The following is a 16,109-nucleotide window of genomic DNA, read 5'->3' as shown; positions in this document are numbered from 1 at the left end:
ACCGCGATGAACACCGACACCCCCCTCCTGCAGGCGACCGGACTGACCAGGTCCTTCTCCGGACGGACCGTGCTGCACAGCGTGGACCTGCAGGTCCGCGCCGGCGAGTACCTGTCCGTGATGGGACCCTCGGGGTCGGGCAAGTCCACCCTGCTCTACACCATCAGTGGCATGGACACCATGAGCGCCGGCACCGTCACCTTCTCCGGTCAGGACCTGGCCTCGATGAAGCAGAAGGAGCTGGCCCGCCTGCGGTTGACCAGCATGGGGTTCATCTTCCAGCACGTCCACCTGCTGAAGAATCTGTGCCTGCTCGACAACATCATCCTGCCGGCCTACCTTGCCGGACTTGCACCACGCACCGAGCTCAACGACCGCGCACTGGCGCTCATGCACCGGACCGGTGTCGCGGACCTGGCCGACCGCGACGTCTCGCAGGCCTCCGGCGGACAGCTGCAGCGCATCGGCATCTGCCGCGCCCTGATCAACTCCCCCACCATCCTGTTCGGCGACGAACCCACCGGCGCGCTCGACTCCGCGGCCGCCACCGAGATCATGGACATCCTCACCGAGCTCAACGACGACGGCATGACCCTCATGATCGTGACCCACGACCCCCGGGTCGCCGCCCGCACCGAGCGCGTCCTGTCCATGGTCGACGGCCGGATCATCGGTGACCGACGGCAGGGGCGGTACGACGGCACCCACCTCGACAAGCGGCAGACCGACCTGAGCCAATGGCTGATGGCCGGCGAACCGGTCCGCGCCCGATGAGACAGATCTCGACAACCGACAGGGAGTCCGCGGGAAGAGCTGTGAGGGTCGCGGCCAGACCTGGGGCACTGTTCGCCGGGGTGGGGAGGTCATGACCGTCCGAGTGTCTCGGTTCTGGCTGAGGGTGCTGACCCCGGTCGCCGCCGCGCTGCTGTTGATGGTGCCAGCGCCGACATCTGTCGCCGTGTCGCAGGGAGGGGTGCGTGACACTGTGGATGAGGCTGCGCGCTCGATCGAGCGCGCCGAGGACGTCCTGGGCGAACAGCTGGAGGAGGTCGGCATCCCCGGAGGTGCTGTGGCGGTTGTCTCTGGTGGACGGGTGCAGGCTCGGGGTGTGGGCGATGCCGGTGCGGGTCGTGCGGCGACTGGGGCCACCCCGTTCGTGATCGGGTCGGCGAGCAAGTCGTTCACCGCGTTGGCGGTTCTGCAGCTGGTCGACTCTGGTGAGGTCGAGCTCGACGCGCCGGTTCGTGAGTATGTGCCAGAGTTCGAGCTGGCGCCGGGGGAGCCCGTCGACGAGATCACGGTGCGTCACTTGCTGCAGCAGACCAGCGGTCTGGACGACCTGACGGGTGGGCCGTTGCTGGCGTCTGCCGCGGACGGGACGCCGGAGGAGGCGGTCGCCGAAGTGTCCGGGGCGGTGCTGGTGTCATCGCCGGGGGAGCGGTGGGCGTACGCCAACGTCAACTTTGTGCTTGCCGGGCTTGTGGTCGAGCGGGTTTCCGGTCTGACCTATGGGGACTACGTCCAACTGCGAATCTTCGACCCGCTGGAGATGACTCACAGCCACGTCGCCTCCGCGCCGGCGGCGGCCGACGGGTTGAGCAGCGGGCACCGATTCTGGTTCGGACTGCCGGTGGCGACCGACCCCACCCAGCGGCAGGCGACCCTGGCGGCCGGTTATCTCATCTCGTCGGCCGAGGACCTCGGCCGGTACCTTGCGATGTACCTCGCCGGTGGGCTCGCTGCGGACGGCACCCGGATCGTGTCCGCCGAGGCACTGGAGACCATGCTCGCGCCGGCCATGGACGCCCACCTCGGCCCGTGGGCCGACGGGCAGGCCTCGCAGTACGCGATGGGTTGGTTCCGTGGCGGCCCGTGGGGAGACGACGTGGTCTTCCACCCCGGGAACACCCCGGACACTTCGACTCTGCTGCTCTTCTCACCGGCCGAGGACGTCGCGGTCGCGACCGTGGTCAACGCCTCCAACGAGAGCCCCGTGCCCGGGAACCCGTTCATCTCCGACCGTGTGACGCGCAACGTCGCCCACGCCGCCCTGGGCCAGCCTGTCCTGGAGCTGCCGTCCTTTCAGCGCTTCTACCTGTTGTTCGACCTCGCGGTGCTCATTCCCCTCGGTCTCGCCCTGTGGGGGCTGCTGCGAGCCTCCCGGGCCGTGGGCACCTCCAGCCGTGAACGACGCCGGGTATGGCGGGGAGTCGGGGTCGCGACCAGGACGGTGACGGCTGCGGCCCTGGTGCTCCTACTGATGACCCTCGGCTGGGCCAGCGCGTGGACCTGGGCCCCCGACCTCGCTCTCGTGGTTGCTGCCCTGGCGGTCATCCTCTTCCTCACGGCCGTGCTGCGGCTCCTCCCACTCCTCCGACGCCGTGATGACGCGCACGCAGCGGCCGGACCGGCTTCACGGGATCGACTGCCTGCCCGCCAAGGACCTCGCTCATGACGATGGCGTGCGATCACGCTCCTGGCGGCGAGTTCCAGACGTGGGGCGAAGAGCCGACAAGACTCCGCTACGAGCACGAGAACGACCCCGCGCGCCAGGCAGGTCGGCGAGATGAGCACGTCCCGGCGTCCAGCGTGTCAGTCGACGATCACCTCCCGAGGTGGACGGCGAAGGCTGTACGGCGCCCTGGAACCGTGTCCGAACCGGACCAGGAGCTGTGGCTCCTCAGTGATGTGAAGGAGGGCCCTGAGTTCGTCGCGCAGCGCAGGCACCTCGATTGGCTGGTTCAGGAACGCCGAGCGGATGTCGAGGAGCTCGGCCTGCAGGGCGAACCGCTCGTAAGCGCGACCGGTCTCGACCCATGCCTCCTTGGTGTCGGTGGAGGCGAGGAATATCGCCACCCCTGCGGAGGACGCCAGCCGGGCGCTGTCAGCCTTGGCTTGCGCGGCCGCGTTGATCAGCACAGGAGCCATGGTCTTGCCGATCGCCGTGGGCAGCGGTGGTTGCCGGTTCACCCGGCCCGTCAGACCATCACGTTGCCTCAGGGCCGCCGCTGGGTTGAACCTGAGCCAGCTGAGCAGCTCTTCGCGGAAGGCCCCGTCAGTCAGTTGCGCAAGGTTTCCCCGCTCGACCAGTTCAGACACGGCGGAGATCTCGGCTGTCTCGGTGAGAATCAGGCAACGCACCTCTCGACCGGTGCCGGCTCCCATAAGGAGGGCGATATGCTCGGGAATGACCGGAGTCCCGTCATACATCCCCCTGTTGCATTGGCGGGTGACCAACGCCCTCGACAGCTCCGTCGCCGGTACACCAGGCGCCGCATCTATCGAAACCACCACCGCGTCGGCTACGTCGTCGTAGTTCACCGTCGCGGCATAGCCCTGGAGCGAAGCGGCATGTACCAGGTTTTCTGCGGCACAGCCCAGGCTTCGGTACAGGTGTGCGTCTGCTGGATCCACCACTGGGCATCGGCGGGTGCGGTCGGGTTGGATCGAGATGAATTGCTCACCGACGCGGAAACGCCATGGTTGAGTGTTATGGCTGGAGGCGGCGAGCGTGGCCAGGCGGACCAGCTCCAGATTGTCACGGTTTCCAACGCGACCAGGTTGCCGCGACATGGCCGCGACGCGATCATAGGTAACGGACTTGAACATCGCGGCCCACCCTTCGCCGTAAACGTGACCGAGCCTGCGGTTCCATCCTGCCTAGACCGGTGGGAGCGTCGCAAGGGCGGACAAGCTGGTCTCAGCCACGAGCTTGTTGACACCGCGCGATGGGCAACCGCCGCGGTCACCGGGCCTGTACCAGCCTGGTCCAGCAGTGCAGCGGCCTTGCTGCAATGAGAGGCAAGGGTTCTCGCAAAGGTTCTCCAGCGGATGAACCAGAGAACCCTGCCACTGCTAGTGCGCAGAACTAGGAGGAGTATGAGGAGCGTCTAGGCATGACCAGGTCAGAATTTCTCGGCATCTGAATCACTCAGGGAGCGTTGGCTCTGGGAGCCCTCATCGCGCAAGTCATCGTGGTTCCACGCATCGCCGCGGGCCTCGCCGAGGAGTACCCGCAGGTGGCACACCTGGAATCCCCTTGTTTGGCTGCCGTGACGGTTGCAATCGTGGGATTCGAGGTTGCACTGCTGGCGGGCTGGATGCTGGTCACGGGAGCCGTGGCGCAAGAACGCTTCGGCGGGTCGAGTGCGGTGGTGGGCGAACGGCATGACGGCGTCGCTGGGCATTGCGTTCCCTTTCCACGACGGTCCACGAACCTGTCTCGTGAGCAGTATGAGCTTCACCGCCATCTGGGGTGTGTAGCGCACCCCGCAAGTCTCCGTCGGGGACCAAACCGTCATGGACCCCATGCAATGGCGATTGCTACGGACCGGAGACCGTATAGGACAGGGATCCGTCGAGACCGTCTTTCGTCCAGCGGGGGCGACATCCAGCGATGCGAACAGACCACCGTTTACCGCTGTGATGATGCGCCAGACCGATGTGGCCGCCGGCAGATTGAGCAGACTAGGGTGAGGCCATGTCTGCACCTCAATCCGGTTCGTGGCAACGCCTGAGGGCGATGTCGGTCCATGCCTATACCGCGCTGGGTGTGGTCCTTGCGCTGCTGATGGTGCACATGTCCTATGCCGGTGAAGTCGAGGTCGTGCTGTGGCTCTTCCTCGCCGCAATGATCATCGACGGCTCTGACGGTTTTCTGGCACGCCGATTCCGCGTCAAGGAGGTGGTGCCGGGCTTCGACGGTGCGCTGCTGGACAACATCATCGACTACATCACCTACGCCTTTGCACCGATGGTGCTTCTGTGGAGCGCAGGCTATCTGCCGGGCGGCTGGCTCGGCGGCGTTGTGGCCTCCGTGCCTCTGCTCGCGTCCTGCTATCAGTTCTGCCGCAGCGACGCGAAGACCGACGACCACTTCTTCGTCGGGTTCCCCAGCTACTGGAACATTGCGGCGTTCTACCTCATCGTGCTCGGCGCCAGCACTGCCGCGACCACCACCGCGCTGCTTGTCCTGACAGTGCTCGTCTTCGTTCCGATCAAATACGTCTACCCCTCCCGAACCGAGACCGCGTGGTGGTTGACCATGACGCTCACCATGCTGTGGCTGGGCCTGTACGCGCTGATTCTTGTGCAGTACCCCTCACCGAGCCTGTGGCTGATCGCCTTGTCCGGCGGCTACATGCTCTACTACGTAGCCCTGAGCCTGCGCCTGACGCTGAATCGACGAAATCAGATCGGGGGCGCGGCGGACTCAGCCAGTGCGGCGGACAGCTCCTCAGCTGTGGGTGGCGATGTGGCTGTTCGGCACTGCACGCACTGTGCTGCAGAACTCTGATCAATCGGGGGCGTACCGCGGCACTTGCATGAACTGGTAGACGTAGGCCGGGCGTTCCATCGTCGGGCTGCTGACATCCTGGCCTACTTCGAGAGGCCGGGGACTTCCAACCGGCCCACAGTCATCAACGGCAGGCTCGAGTACCTGCGGGCACGGGCTCTGCGGATCCGGAATCTCGCCCGACGCATCACCAGATCGCTGCTGGATACTGAACGATTCAGGCCGTTGCTACACCCTGACCTGAGCTGGGATCGGCCGTCCTGCTGCACGGAGGGTTCTGGAAGGCACATGTAGACCGTCAGCACGCCAGTCACATGGCACACGCTCTGGCCGCCGACGGCTGGAAGGTGATCTCAGCGGAGGACCCGCGCGTACCGGGGCAGCCAGATCAGACGCATGACGCAGTAGAGCATGCACTGAGTGAGCTGATGAACCACCACATTGCGGATGCCCCCAGGTGGCACTGGCTCCGATAACGTCACTTCGTCGAGCCGAAGAACTCCGTCTGGGCGAAGGAGCCGTCCAGAGTTTCTTGGGCGGCCCAGCGTGGTTGAGGCCCGATTTGGACCAGAGCACCCACTGGCCAGTGGTCCAGGACGTGATTCGGCGGGCCGGAACCCCCGATAAGAGAATCCTCGACACCGTGACGTGACCTGACAAGCCTTCGACGCAATACCCAACCTGCCACAGATAGTGCTCGGAAGGCGTCTTGTGCACCGGTAGCCAGCTAAGGTACACCGGTGATTCCAACGTTTTAGGAGAGCAGATGATGACCGTCGCAGAACAGGTCGGCGCCTACCTGGCGCGCCTCGGTGTCGGCCATGCCTTCGGTGTAGTTGGCAGTGGCAATTTCGTCGTCACCAACGCTTTGCGTGACGCGGGGGTTCCGTTCACCGCTTCGAGGCATGAGGGCGGTGCGGCGACGATGGCGGATGCTTATTCACGAATGAGCGGACAGGTCAGCGTCTTGAGCCTCCATCAGGGGTGCGGCCTGACCAATGCCGGCACCGGAATCAGTGAGGCCGCCAAGTCACGCACTCCCATGATCGTGCTGGCAGCTGAGACCGCCGCTGCCCAGGTCCATTCCAATTTCGCAATGGACCAGAGGGACTTCGCCCGCGCTCTGCTCGCAGAACCCGACCGGGTCCATTCAGCAGAATCCGCTCTCACCGACACCCTGCGGGCCTATCGGACAGCCGTGAGGGACCGTCGCACGGTGGTCTTGAACCTGCCCCTGGATGTCCAGGCATCCGAGGCGATCGGAGAGATTCCCCACCTCACCGTTGAGCCACGACCCGAGACCGCGCCTTCCGAGGGGGACCTCGAGAAACTCATCGAGGCGATATCTCACAGCGAGCGGCCGGTATTCGTGGCAGGGCGCGGCGGACGCGGCGCGAAGAGGGACATCGCAGCGCTGGCCCGGGCGACTGGAGCCCTGCTGGCCACCAGTGCCGTGGCGAAAGGGCTGTTCCATGGGGACGACTTCGACCTCGGCATCTCTGGCGGCTTCTCCTCGCCCTTGACCGCAGAGTTGATCAGTGATGCCGACCTGATAGTAGCGTTCGGCTGCGCGCTCAACATGTGGACGATGCGCCATGGGAAGCTCATCGGTCGTGACACCGTGGTTGCTCAGATTGACGTGGAAGACTCCGCACTCGGTGCACAGCGTCCTGTCGACATACCGGTCCTTGGGAGTGCTGCCGGCGTCGCCCAGGCACTGTTGGGAGCGTTCGATGGTCGGGAGAGGACCCGCTACCGCACCACTGAAGTGCGACAACGCATTGCGACTCTCTCGCGTTGGGATCAGACGCCGACCGAGGTCTTGGGCACTCCAGGACAGAGTGTCGATCCGCGCGAGCTCTCCAAGGAGATCAATCGGATTCTTCCTGCTGAGCGCATCGTCAGCATCGACTCCGGCAACTTCATGGGTTACCCAAGCCAATATTTCGACGTCCCCGACGAGTTCGGTTTCTGCTTCACGCAGGCTTTCCAATCGATCGGGCTGGGCTTATACACCGCTATTGGTTCAGCACTGGCGCAACCTCACCGGATGCCAGTTCTGGGAACAGGTGACGGTGGGTTCCTTATGGCCGTCCAGGAATTGGAAACTGCCGTGCGCCTTCAACTGCCACTGGTGGTGGTGGTCTACAACGATGCTGCCTACTCAGCTGAGGTACACCACTTCGGAGAAGACCAGGACCTGACAACGGTGACTTTTCCAGACACAGACATTGCTGCCATTGCGCGAGGATTCGGCGCCACAGGTATCACCGTACGCTCCACAGAAGACCTCGAACCCCTGCGTGAATGGGTTTCGTCTGACCCCAATTGTCCGGTGGTAATCGACGCGAAAATCGCAGACGATGGAGGTTCATGGTGGCTGGCAGAAGCTTTCAAGGGGCACTGAAGCTCCGATACACTCACCGCAGATCAACTCTCGAGAATAAGGTATAGCCAAGTGACTGCAGTCAATGCTCTGATCGCCGGTTTGTTCGACAAATCCGTCAGCATCGTCGATCTCACAAATCCGCTGTCCGCCTCAACTCCTACCTTGAAGCTGCCTGAACCCTTCGTCAACCTGATCGACTTCCGCTTGGACAAGGTCGCTGAGTACGACGCACAGGGGCCGTTCTGGAAACACCACAACATTCACACTGGTGAGCATGTCGGCACCCATATCGATGCCCCGGTTCACTGGGTGTCAGGACGAGGAGGTCACGATGTATCCTCTATCCCGCCTGAACGGTTGATCGGCCCTGCCGCGGTGCTGGATGTCAGGGCGCAGGTCGAAGATGACCCGGACTTCCTGCTCCAGATCAACGATATTCGTGTCTGGGAGACCGAGAATGGACCGTTGCCACATAACGGTTGGCTGCTCCTGCGCACCGGGTGGGACCGATTCTCTCAAGATCAGGAGTCGTTCCTCAACGCCGACGACACCGGCTCACACACTCCTGGGATCTCGGCAGAGGCGGCCCTTTGGATCGCAGAGGAGACTTCGCTCTCCGGCATCGGAGTAGAAACGGTCGGAATCGATGCCGGTCGCGGTGCGGAACTGGACCCGCCATTTCCTGTCCACTATCACTTGCTGGGCAATGACAAGTATGGAATCACCTCGCTGCAGAACTTGGACAAACTTCCAACCGTAGGAGCGATGCTGGTGGTAGCTCCTTTGCCCATCGTGGACGGCACAGCGAGCCCGTCACGGGTCTACGCGCTCATCTGATCACCGTCTAGTGGTTCAAGGTCGGCGCGACTAGCCGAATGCGCAGGTGTGGCCAGACGACGTCTACAAAGGACCGTCCAGGCGAGGATCTCGCCGCGCCACCGACAGTGCTCCCGAAGTCAATGAGGCTCACTTCAAGGGCAACAGGGACGCCCCGTTCGACGAGGCACACCGGGCTTGGTGCACCGAGCTGGTATCAAGCATTCCGCGCAAGTCGGACGGTTCCTACTGCACGCGCCAGGCTGCCGCCGTCCACCCGTCCTTCCCCATGGTGGCAGTCCCAAGATTCTGAATTCTGAAGTTCAGGAGAACACCTATGGGCATCCCGCTGCGGAGATCATCTGCACGTTGGAGGGCCTCGGTGCCGCGGTCTACCGCACTGATCTCCACGGCACCGTGGTCTTCACCTTGGATGAAGACGGTTTGGAGGCGACCGCTGTTCCTTGATTCGAGCGACATCGGATGGGCTTGGGAAGCATTCGGATCTGCGCCGGGAACCTTCGCGGCGTCAGATTCGGCCGGTCTCGTGGGCCCACATGGCGACCTCGACGCGGTTTCGGGCGCCGATTTTTCGCATGAGGCTGGCGAGGTGGGCTTTGACGGTGCTTGGGGTGATGTAAAGCTCGCTGGCGATCTCGTTGTTGGTGTGACCTTGGGCTACAGGCACGAGGACCTCCTCCTCGCGGGCGGTGAGCGGTTCTATCGGCTGCCTCGGTGGTGAGGTCTGTGCGTGCGCGAATGCTGCGAGCAGTCGGACGGTCACGCTGGGAGCGATCAGTGCGTCTCCGTCGGCGGCGGCGTGGATGGCCTGGGTCAGCAGGGCGGGTCCGGCGTCCTTGAGCAGGAACCCGCGGGCGCCGGCTTTGAGCGCCCCGTGGACATACTCGTCGAGGTCGAAGGTGGTGATGACCACGATCGGCAGGGGGTCGGTGACGTCGGGGCCGGCGAGGCGTCGAGTGGCTTCGATGCCGTCCATCAGCGGCATGCGGATGTCGAACAGGCCGACGTCGGGGCGCAGCTGGAGGGCCAGGCGGACTGCCTCGCGCCCGTCGGCGGCCGCGCCGACCACTTCGATGTCGGGTTGGGCGTCGAGCAGCATCGTCAGCCCGGTGCGCACGATCGGCTGGTCGTCGGCGATGAGGACCCTGATGCTCATCGTGGCGTCCCGGTTCGGGGCAGGACCACTTCTACCCGCCAGCCCCGCTCGGCGGCGGGGCCTGCGTGGAAGGTGCCGCCGAGCAGTGAAGCGCGTTCCCGCATGCCCACCAGGCCGAAGCCCGCTGGGGCGCGGCCGCCCGCGGCGGAGCCGTCGTCGTCGATGGTCAGCCGTACCTGGTCGGCGTCGCCTGTGATGGCGACGGTGACCTGGGTCGCGTGGCGCGCGTGCCGTCGTGCGTTGGTGATGGACTCCTGGGCCAGGCGGTAGATCGCGGCCCCGACTGCCGGGCTGAGGTCATCGAACTCGCCGGAGAGCGTCACCTTGACGCAGGGACGAGTCTGGCCATCGGTGGCGAGCTGCTCGACCTCGGCCACGCCGGGCTGCGGCGCGAACTCGGTGTCCTGTGAGGCGCGGAGCACGCCGACGATGGCGCGCAACTCGGTGAGGGTGCGGGTCGCTGCGTCTTCGATGGTAGCCAGGGCCTCGATGGCACGCTCGGGGTGGGAGGCCGCGTTGGCACGTCCTGCTTGGGCCTGGATGGTGATGCCCGAGACGTGGTGGGCGACGGTGTCGTGGAGCTCACGAGCGAGCTGTTCGCGTTCGCGGGACTTGGCTTGGTCGATGTCGCGGATGTGGATCTTCGTGCGATAGCGGATCGCGGCGCCGAGCGCGGCGGCGAACAGGAAGAACGCATACCCTGCGACCGTCTCCGCCAGGCTCATGGGGTCGGCGAGGTAGGTGATGGCCAGCCAGAGCAGGATGACGCCGAGGCCGCGCGCGGCTTCCCGGCCGGAGCCCCACCGGAACAGGGCGTAGGCCAGGATCAGCACCGCCGACATGCTGTTCAGCAGGCCACCTTGAGACCCGGTGAGGATTCTGACGATGTCGACGATCGTCAACGTGCCGAAGGAGATTGCAACCGCGACGAGCGGGTGCGTGCGTCGCCACAGCAGGGGGCCGAGGACCGCGAGCACCGCGAGCAGCAGCAGCGGGAGCGGCGCCAGGTCCTGGCGAAGCACGACTTCCAACAGGGACCAGCAGATCAGTACAGCGACCAAGGCCCAGTCCCGCGGCCCTCGGTCCGGGGCATTCGCGGGTCGAGGTTCGGCCCAAAGCGAGCGAAGTGCGTTGGTGGCCATCTGATCAGCCTAGGCAGCCCGCGTGCTCGGTGCATCCGCCGAAAGTACAGGAGCTCGGCTGTACCAACGGCCAGGTCGAATCAGGCTCCGGGGCTGATGTGCCCGCCGCCGGCATCCGTGAAGGTGGAAACACCCACCCAATCTAACCAAGGAGCATCGTGATGAGAACGCCTCAATCCCACATCCCACGAGAGAATCCGCCGTCCCGGAGCAGGTTGGAAGATCTGCGCATGCCCGTGCAGGCCAAACTCGCAGCAGCATGGACGAGCTTCATGTTCCTCTACATCTACGTCGACTACCTCGCCCTGTACAAGCCCGGCGTCGTCGATGACATCCTGGCCGGCATCGTCTACGAGTTCGACATCGGCCCAACCTTTGTCGCAATTTCGCTCACGCTCATGGCGATCCCGATCCTCATGATCCTGGTTTCGACGACACTGCCTGCCCGTCTCAGCCGCACCATCAACCTCGTCGTGGCAGCGCTCTACATCCCCGTCTCGATAGTCAACGCAGCAGGGGAGTCCTGGACCTACTTCTACTTCTACGGCCTCTCCATCGGACTCGAGGTGCTGCTCCTGGTCTTCATCCTGCGTTCCGCCTGGACCTGGCCCCGCCGCACCGCATCACCGGCGACCCTGGCTGCCAGCCTCGACAGCGAGCCGCTCCGCACACCCCGGCAGGCATGACTGCCCGCCCCGCGCACGAGCTCACTAGGCGCTGCGGCGAGACCGCCGCCGTGCACTCCTTCACCTTCACGATCGCGCCCGGGACCGGCCGACGTCGGGCACCGTCACTCACTACATCAAGGCCTCACGGGTCAGCGAGTTCATTGAGATGACCGGCCTGGCCGGGGTAGCGACGACGCACGTCGGAGGGTTCTCCCTCGGCCCTCCAAGCCCAGCACGGGGATGCCCACGCCGATAGTCAGACGGCTGCCGAAGGGAATCCATGCTGGAGACCATCCCCCCGGTGATTTTCTGGGCGGTCCTGCCCCGGGCTGGGGTCGCAGCCATGCGCTCAGGTCGCGGCAGGCTAGGTCCAGGTCCCTTTCGGTCACTGCGCAATCCAGTGAAGGAGCGGTCAGGCGCCCCCGAGCCCATTGAGCAGGAACCAGAAGGTGAGTAGGCCGACCATGCCCGCGAGCAAGCCCCATCCGGCACCGATGAGCGCCCGTACAGCAGTGAAGGCGCCGGTCGGCGCCAGGGCTGGCAGGGCAAGGCCACACGCCGCACCGATAACTGCCATGAGACTCGCCTGCACTGGGAGAATCCAGTTCTCAGTCCCCGGACCGTCCAGGAACGATGCCGTCACCGGGAGACTCAAGGCCCCCGCGCCGAGCAGAATGACGACACCGATGACGCGTTGGAAGGTCTTGGACATGACGTGCCTCCGAATGAAGAAGGAACTCACGAGCGTCACGCCGTTGACGCCTAGGTGGCGCCAACACTACCGTGCCGGAAGCGGCATCTCAGTGCATCACGCCCGGCCTCGGCCATTCCAGCACTCGCCGCGGTCTTTCTTGGTCGAGGACAGCGACCCTTCCGTGGAAAGGTCCCAGGAGAGTCCTGACTGGTTCTCAAGGTGAGGCGGTGAGGGCGCGGCCGCTGACCCCGAGCTCTCTGGCGAGCAGCTGGACACGCCGGTCGACGTCGTCTCGGACCAGGCGCATGCGCTCCGGCCTGGTGGGAACGTGGATGGGCCCGAACGCTGCGGGTGACCTATGACCTCACGGGCGACGCTGCCTGCGCTTTCCTGGGCCCCGAGATGGAAGTGGGCGGTGTGGCTCGAACCGTTCCCGTGGACGGCGATGACGACCCGTGAACGGTGAACCTCGATGCAGCCAGGGTTGGTCCGATCATCGGCATAGAAATGCCTGATACGAGCAAGAGGCTGCCCATCGAGCTACTCGGGGACCTGACCTGGTGCGGCATGACCGCGAGTTTCAAGGCTGCCCGGTCCATGCGACGAGGTGCTTGACCTGACCCGCCGTGATGGGTGGCCAGGGGGTAGGTAGTCGGGTTTCAGCACGTCGGTTTCGGGGCTCATCACAATGCATGGTGTGTACCTCGACGACGAGCAGGGCTCGCATCTTCACGACCTGGTGTCGCCGACCGCTGGCCCTCGGGAGGACCCGTGCAGAATCAGCGCCACGCCGCTGAGCAGTGACACCGCGGCGGTGAGGACGAGCAGGGCACCCAGGCCCAGGCCGGGGATCACCGCACCAGCCACAGCCGGTGCTGCGACAGAGCTGAGGGCTCCTACGACCAGGCAGGCCGTGAACGCCGCGCCGGCGCGCTCGGGCACCAGCTCGGCGGTCCAAACTGCGAGCACCGCCGATCCTGTCATGTACCCCACGCCGAAGATGCACGCCGAGACCGCCGTTGCGATCAGGGAGTCGCTGGCCAACCCCAGCAACGCCAGCGCCACACCGACCGTTGCCAGGCACAACGCGGCGACCCGCACGCTGCCGATCCGCCGCGCGAAGGTCCCGGTGGCCACGCCCACCATGCCGCAGAAGCCGATGGCGGCGTAGAGCGCCGGGACGGCTGCCGCCGGAAGGGTGCCGTGCTCGAGGACGTCGGAGGCGTAGGTGAAGTAAATGACGATGACCGCGAAGTAGACCACGGAGTAGGCGCCCGGGACGCGCAGCGCCCGGACCAGCGAGGAGGCACCGCCGCGTGCGACCGGGCGCGAATCCGGCCTGGTTTTCGGCACCAGGCTGAGGTTCACGAGTGCGGCGGCCACCGCAGCCAGAGCGATGCCGACCCAGACCAGGCGCCAGGAGCCCAGCAGTGCCAGGGCGGCGAGCCCGCCCAGCAGTACGAGTCCGCCGCTGGTGCCGGTCGTGATGATCGCCAGCGCTCTGGGCTGCTGCCGCAAGGGCACCGAACGGGTCACGATGTCGGAGTAGGGCGCCCAGACCCAACCGCCGGCACTGCCAGCCAGGACGACACCGACGGCGAGCAGCCAAGGCGACGGCGCGAGTGTCACGATCACCGCCCCCAGAACGCCGCAGACCCCGCCCACGGTCGTCGGGGCACGCGACCCGTGCCGCGCGGCGAGCCGTCCCGCGAGCAGCAGGCCCGCCAGGTAGCCCGCGAAGGTTGCGCTGGCGATGAGGCCGAGCACCAGCTCGGAGAGCCCCAGGTCCTCCCGGATGCTGGGCAGCGTCAGGCCGTAGGCGTAGCGGGCCATGCCGAAGGCGACCCCGACCACCGCCGCACCGGCCAGACCGATCCGGCCACCCGCGGAGAGCGTCATGAATTACTCCTTATCCTGTGACATGCACAGGCGTCGTTGCCGGCCTCAGCGGGATCGGCATCAAGATGCGCTCAGCCCGACTGCCAATCGGTGGGCTGCGGCGCGAGAACTGACGGAGCCGCTTGTACCCTCGGCCCGAGCGTGGGGCCACATCGATGGCCCATCAGAGCCCGGGGCTGCAGCGCACGAGTCCGGCGGTGGTCGCGATCAGCTGCCATGTCGCGGAGCACCTGAGTTCGCATCGCACCTCTCCCCGAGAACCACTAGAACGGTCGTAATGTTACACCACAACGCCCGTTCTGAACCGGTGGTCCCTACACTGGTGTGATGACCACGGCCCAGCGAATCCCTGCGCGCACCCGGTTGCTGGAGGCGGCCGATCGCGTGCTGTTCGAGCGCGGCATCCGGGACACGCCTGTCGATGAGCTGCTGCGTCAAGCGGAGGTCTCGGCGGCCACCTTGTACACGCACTTCGGAAGTAAGGATGCCTTGGTTGCCGAGGCGCTGAGGGTTCGACTGGCGGACTGGCGGGCGGTCTGGGACCAGTACATCGTTGCGGCCGACAATGACCTGGATCGGTTGCTCGCGGTCTTCGACGCCCTCGCCTCCTACCGGGGGGACCGGCGTCATCCGTCACGGTGGTGCGCCTTCCTGGCCGCGGCCAGCGAGCTCCCCGAGGCCGCGGAGGAGATCAGCGACGTGCTGGCCGGGGACACCGCCCTGCTCGCCGACCGACTCCTGCACCTGTCTCGTCCGCTTGCCGGGGGACATGCTCAGGACCTGGCCGATGAAGTGCTCCTGGCCTACAGCGGGGCCCTGGCCGGATTCCTCCGCGGCTCCCCCCGGTCACCGATTGATGTCGGCCGCCGTCTGGCCCACGCAGCAGCTCGAGCCCACAGCCGCGACTGAGGCTCTCAGCTGCGGCCTGCGGCACCGGGCAGTCCCGGGAGACAGGACGGCCGTCCACGGAGGTGAACCAGCTCATCACAGGTGAGGATGCAGTCGGGAGCCGCGCGTCGGACGAGCTCTGCCTGGAGGCCGTTGGGCAGCGTATCGAACCTGACCATGCGGTACTGGCCTGCCGGATCGTGGATCCGGATCAGTGGTGCCGTCGCTGCGGAAGTGAGGGGACACCCCGGAAGACGGTGGTGCGGCGGTTGGCGCACGAGCCACTGGGCTGGCGTCCCATGAGGTTGGAGATCGGCTCTTAGAGTCTTTCTGAAAGCATCCGGAGTCTATTTCGGTCCGCAACTATAGCGGTCCATCACCTCGCACGAGTAAGGTTTGCAAGCGGCGCTCATCGGGCAATTACACCCTCCCGAAAGAAGAGTCATGAGCAGCGGGATGATGGTCGGCAAGACCGCGCTGGTCACAGGCGCAACGGCTGGAATCGTCAAGGCGACCGCAGTGGGTCGGGCCAGAATGGGTGCGCATCTCGCGATCACCGGACGGGACCACGGGCGCACCGAGAGTCCGGCGTGCGAGATCCGGGTGGCAGGTAGGGAAACGGTCGATACCTTGCTCGCGGATCTGTCTTCGCAGCGAGAAGTGCGGTGCTTGGCTGAGGAAGTACTCCAGAGCCCTACTCGGAATGATGTGCTGATCAACTATGTCGGCGGTTATCGGGACACTCGGGATGTCACCGTTGACGGGTTCGCGCACACCACAGGGCCTATCGGCTTCAACGGCCTGCAGTGCGAACGGTCCTACTCCGGATCGCGGGCCTACAGTCAATCCAAGCTCGCTGATTTCCTGTTCACCTATGAGTCTGCCAGGAAGCTGCAAGGCACGTTGGTCACTGCCAACGCACTGCATCCTGGCGTGGCGAGCACGTCCGCCACATCGATCTATGTGGCTTCGGTTCCCGATCTTGAGCAGGTCACGAGCCGCTTCTTCGCCCACCGCAAACCCAAGAGATCATCACAGCTCAGCTACGACGAAGCCACCGCCGATCAACTAGGGAGGGTGAGTGCCAATTTCGTCGGATTGCCACAGTGATTGCCCCAGTATCAGCGTTAGGAAAACATC

General features: G+C 65.2%; 14 protein-coding genes and 2 pseudogenes. 10 read left to right on the top strand and 6 right to left on the bottom strand.

Annotation, left to right across the window (positions count from 1 at the left end):
• The first annotated feature begins 6 nt into the window (after positions 1 to 6).
• Together LTI14_RS08025 and LTI14_RS08020 are read left to right on the top strand one after the other, a co-directional pair.
• Positions 7 to 774: an ABC transporter ATP-binding protein gene (locus LTI14_RS08025; RefSeq protein ID WP_241476211.1), complete on the top strand. Its 768-nt coding sequence runs from the start codon at positions 7 to 9 to the stop codon at positions 772 to 774.
• A 91-nt stretch (positions 775 to 865) separates the two neighbouring features.
• Complete coding sequence (locus LTI14_RS08020; protein ID WP_241476210.1) at positions 866 to 2,455, top strand: serine hydrolase domain-containing protein; 1,590 nt, start codon at positions 866 to 868, stop codon at positions 2,453 to 2,455.
• 137 nt (positions 2,456 to 2,592) lie between these two features.
• On the opposite strand, the gene LTI14_RS08015 is transcribed toward LTI14_RS08020, so the two are convergent.
• Together LTI14_RS08015 and LTI14_RS08010 are read right to left on the bottom strand one after the other, a co-directional pair.
• Positions 2,593 to 3,609 (bottom strand): Acg family FMN-binding oxidoreductase, encoded by a 1,017-nt coding sequence (locus tag LTI14_RS08015; protein ID WP_241464592.1) that lies wholly within the window; start codon positions 3,607 to 3,609, stop codon positions 2,593 to 2,595.
• 296 nt (positions 3,610 to 3,905) lie between these two features.
• Positions 3,906 to 4,268 carry a hypothetical protein gene (locus LTI14_RS08010; RefSeq protein WP_241476209.1) on the bottom strand — a complete coding sequence of 121 codons (363 nt, stop codon included), beginning with the start codon at positions 4,266 to 4,268 and terminating at the stop codon, positions 3,906 to 3,908.
• Between the two features lie 212 nt (positions 4,269 to 4,480).
• Here LTI14_RS08010 and LTI14_RS08005 point away from each other — a divergent pair, with 212 nt between their 5' ends.
• The 4 genes and pseudogenes from LTI14_RS08005 (at position 4,481) to LTI14_RS07990 (ending at position 8,522) form a co-directional block, all read left to right on the top strand.
• Positions 4,481 to 5,296, top strand: coding sequence for a CDP-alcohol phosphatidyltransferase family protein (locus LTI14_RS08005; RefSeq protein WP_241476208.1), 816 nt, complete (start codon positions 4,481 to 4,483; stop codon positions 5,294 to 5,296).
• Positions 5,297 to 5,305: 9 nt separating this feature from the next.
• Positions 5,306 to 5,590: pseudogene (locus LTI14_RS08000) on the top strand (hypothetical protein); the annotation flags it as partial.
• Positions 5,591 to 6,065: 475 nt separating this feature from the next.
• Complete coding sequence (locus LTI14_RS07995) at positions 6,066 to 7,703, top strand: thiamine pyrophosphate-binding protein (protein ID WP_241470341.1); 1,638 nt, start codon at positions 6,066 to 6,068, stop codon at positions 7,701 to 7,703.
• 51 nt (positions 7,704 to 7,754) lie between these two features.
• A complete protein-coding gene (locus LTI14_RS07990) occupies positions 7,755 to 8,522 on the top strand; it encodes a cyclase family protein (RefSeq protein ID WP_241476207.1) in 768 nt (255 codons plus the stop codon).
• Positions 8,523 to 9,030: 508 nt separating this feature from the next.
• On the opposite strand, the gene LTI14_RS07985 is transcribed toward LTI14_RS07990, so the two are convergent.
• Together LTI14_RS07985 and LTI14_RS07980 are read right to left on the bottom strand one after the other, a co-directional pair.
• Entirely contained in the window at positions 9,031 to 9,678 is a 648-nt protein-coding gene (locus LTI14_RS07985; protein WP_241464595.1) for a response regulator, read from the bottom strand.
• On the bottom strand, positions 9,675 to 10,820 hold the full coding sequence (locus LTI14_RS07980; protein ID WP_241476206.1) for a sensor histidine kinase: 1,146 nt from the start codon (positions 10,818 to 10,820) through the stop codon (positions 9,675 to 9,677). Before LTI14_RS07980 ends, LTI14_RS07985 begins: the two co-directional genes overlap by 4 nt.
• Positions 10,821 to 11,050: 230 nt before the next feature.
• Between LTI14_RS07980 and LTI14_RS07975 the strand changes: the two genes are divergently transcribed.
• Positions 11,051 to 11,506: a DUF6326 family protein gene (locus LTI14_RS07975; protein ID WP_241464597.1), complete on the top strand. Its 456-nt coding sequence runs from the start codon at positions 11,051 to 11,053 to the stop codon at positions 11,504 to 11,506.
• A 394-nt stretch (positions 11,507 to 11,900) separates the two neighbouring features.
• Here the strand turns inward: LTI14_RS07975 and LTI14_RS07970 are convergent, their stop codons facing one another.
• Both LTI14_RS07970 and LTI14_RS07965 read right to left on the bottom strand, forming a co-directional pair.
• The gene (locus LTI14_RS07970) at positions 11,901 to 12,200 is read right to left on the bottom strand and encodes a hypothetical protein (RefSeq protein ID WP_241476205.1); all 300 of its coding nucleotides are present in this window, start codon (positions 12,198 to 12,200) and stop codon (positions 11,901 to 11,903) included.
• A gap of 711 nt (positions 12,201 to 12,911) precedes the next feature.
• The gene (locus LTI14_RS07965) at positions 12,912 to 14,081 is read right to left on the bottom strand and encodes an MFS transporter (protein ID WP_241464599.1); all 1,170 of its coding nucleotides are present in this window, start codon (positions 14,079 to 14,081) and stop codon (positions 12,912 to 12,914) included.
• A 327-nt stretch (positions 14,082 to 14,408) separates the two neighbouring features.
• On the opposite strand from LTI14_RS07965, the gene LTI14_RS07960 reads away from it, so the two are divergent.
• From LTI14_RS07960 to LTI14_RS07950, 3 genes and pseudogenes are all read left to right on the top strand, one after another.
• Positions 14,409 to 14,990, top strand: a complete 582-nt coding sequence (locus LTI14_RS07960; protein WP_241464600.1) for a TetR/AcrR family transcriptional regulator — start codon at positions 14,409 to 14,411, stop codon at positions 14,988 to 14,990.
• A gap of 62 nt (positions 14,991 to 15,052) precedes the next feature.
• Positions 15,053 to 15,283 (top strand): annotated as a pseudogene (locus LTI14_RS07955) (hypothetical protein); the annotation flags it as partial.
• Positions 15,284 to 15,413: 130 nt separating this feature from the next.
• Complete coding sequence (locus LTI14_RS07950; RefSeq protein ID WP_241476204.1) at positions 15,414 to 16,079, top strand: SDR family NAD(P)-dependent oxidoreductase; 666 nt, start codon at positions 15,414 to 15,416, stop codon at positions 16,077 to 16,079.
• Positions 16,080 to 16,109: the final 30 nt, after the last annotated feature.

The sequence above is a fragment of the Nesterenkonia sp. YGD6 genome (assembly GCF_022565895.1).
In the GTDB taxonomy this organism is placed as follows: domain Bacteria; phylum Actinomycetota; class Actinomycetes; order Actinomycetales; family Micrococcaceae; genus Nesterenkonia.
This window is presented reverse-complemented; position numbering and strand designations above follow the sequence as displayed.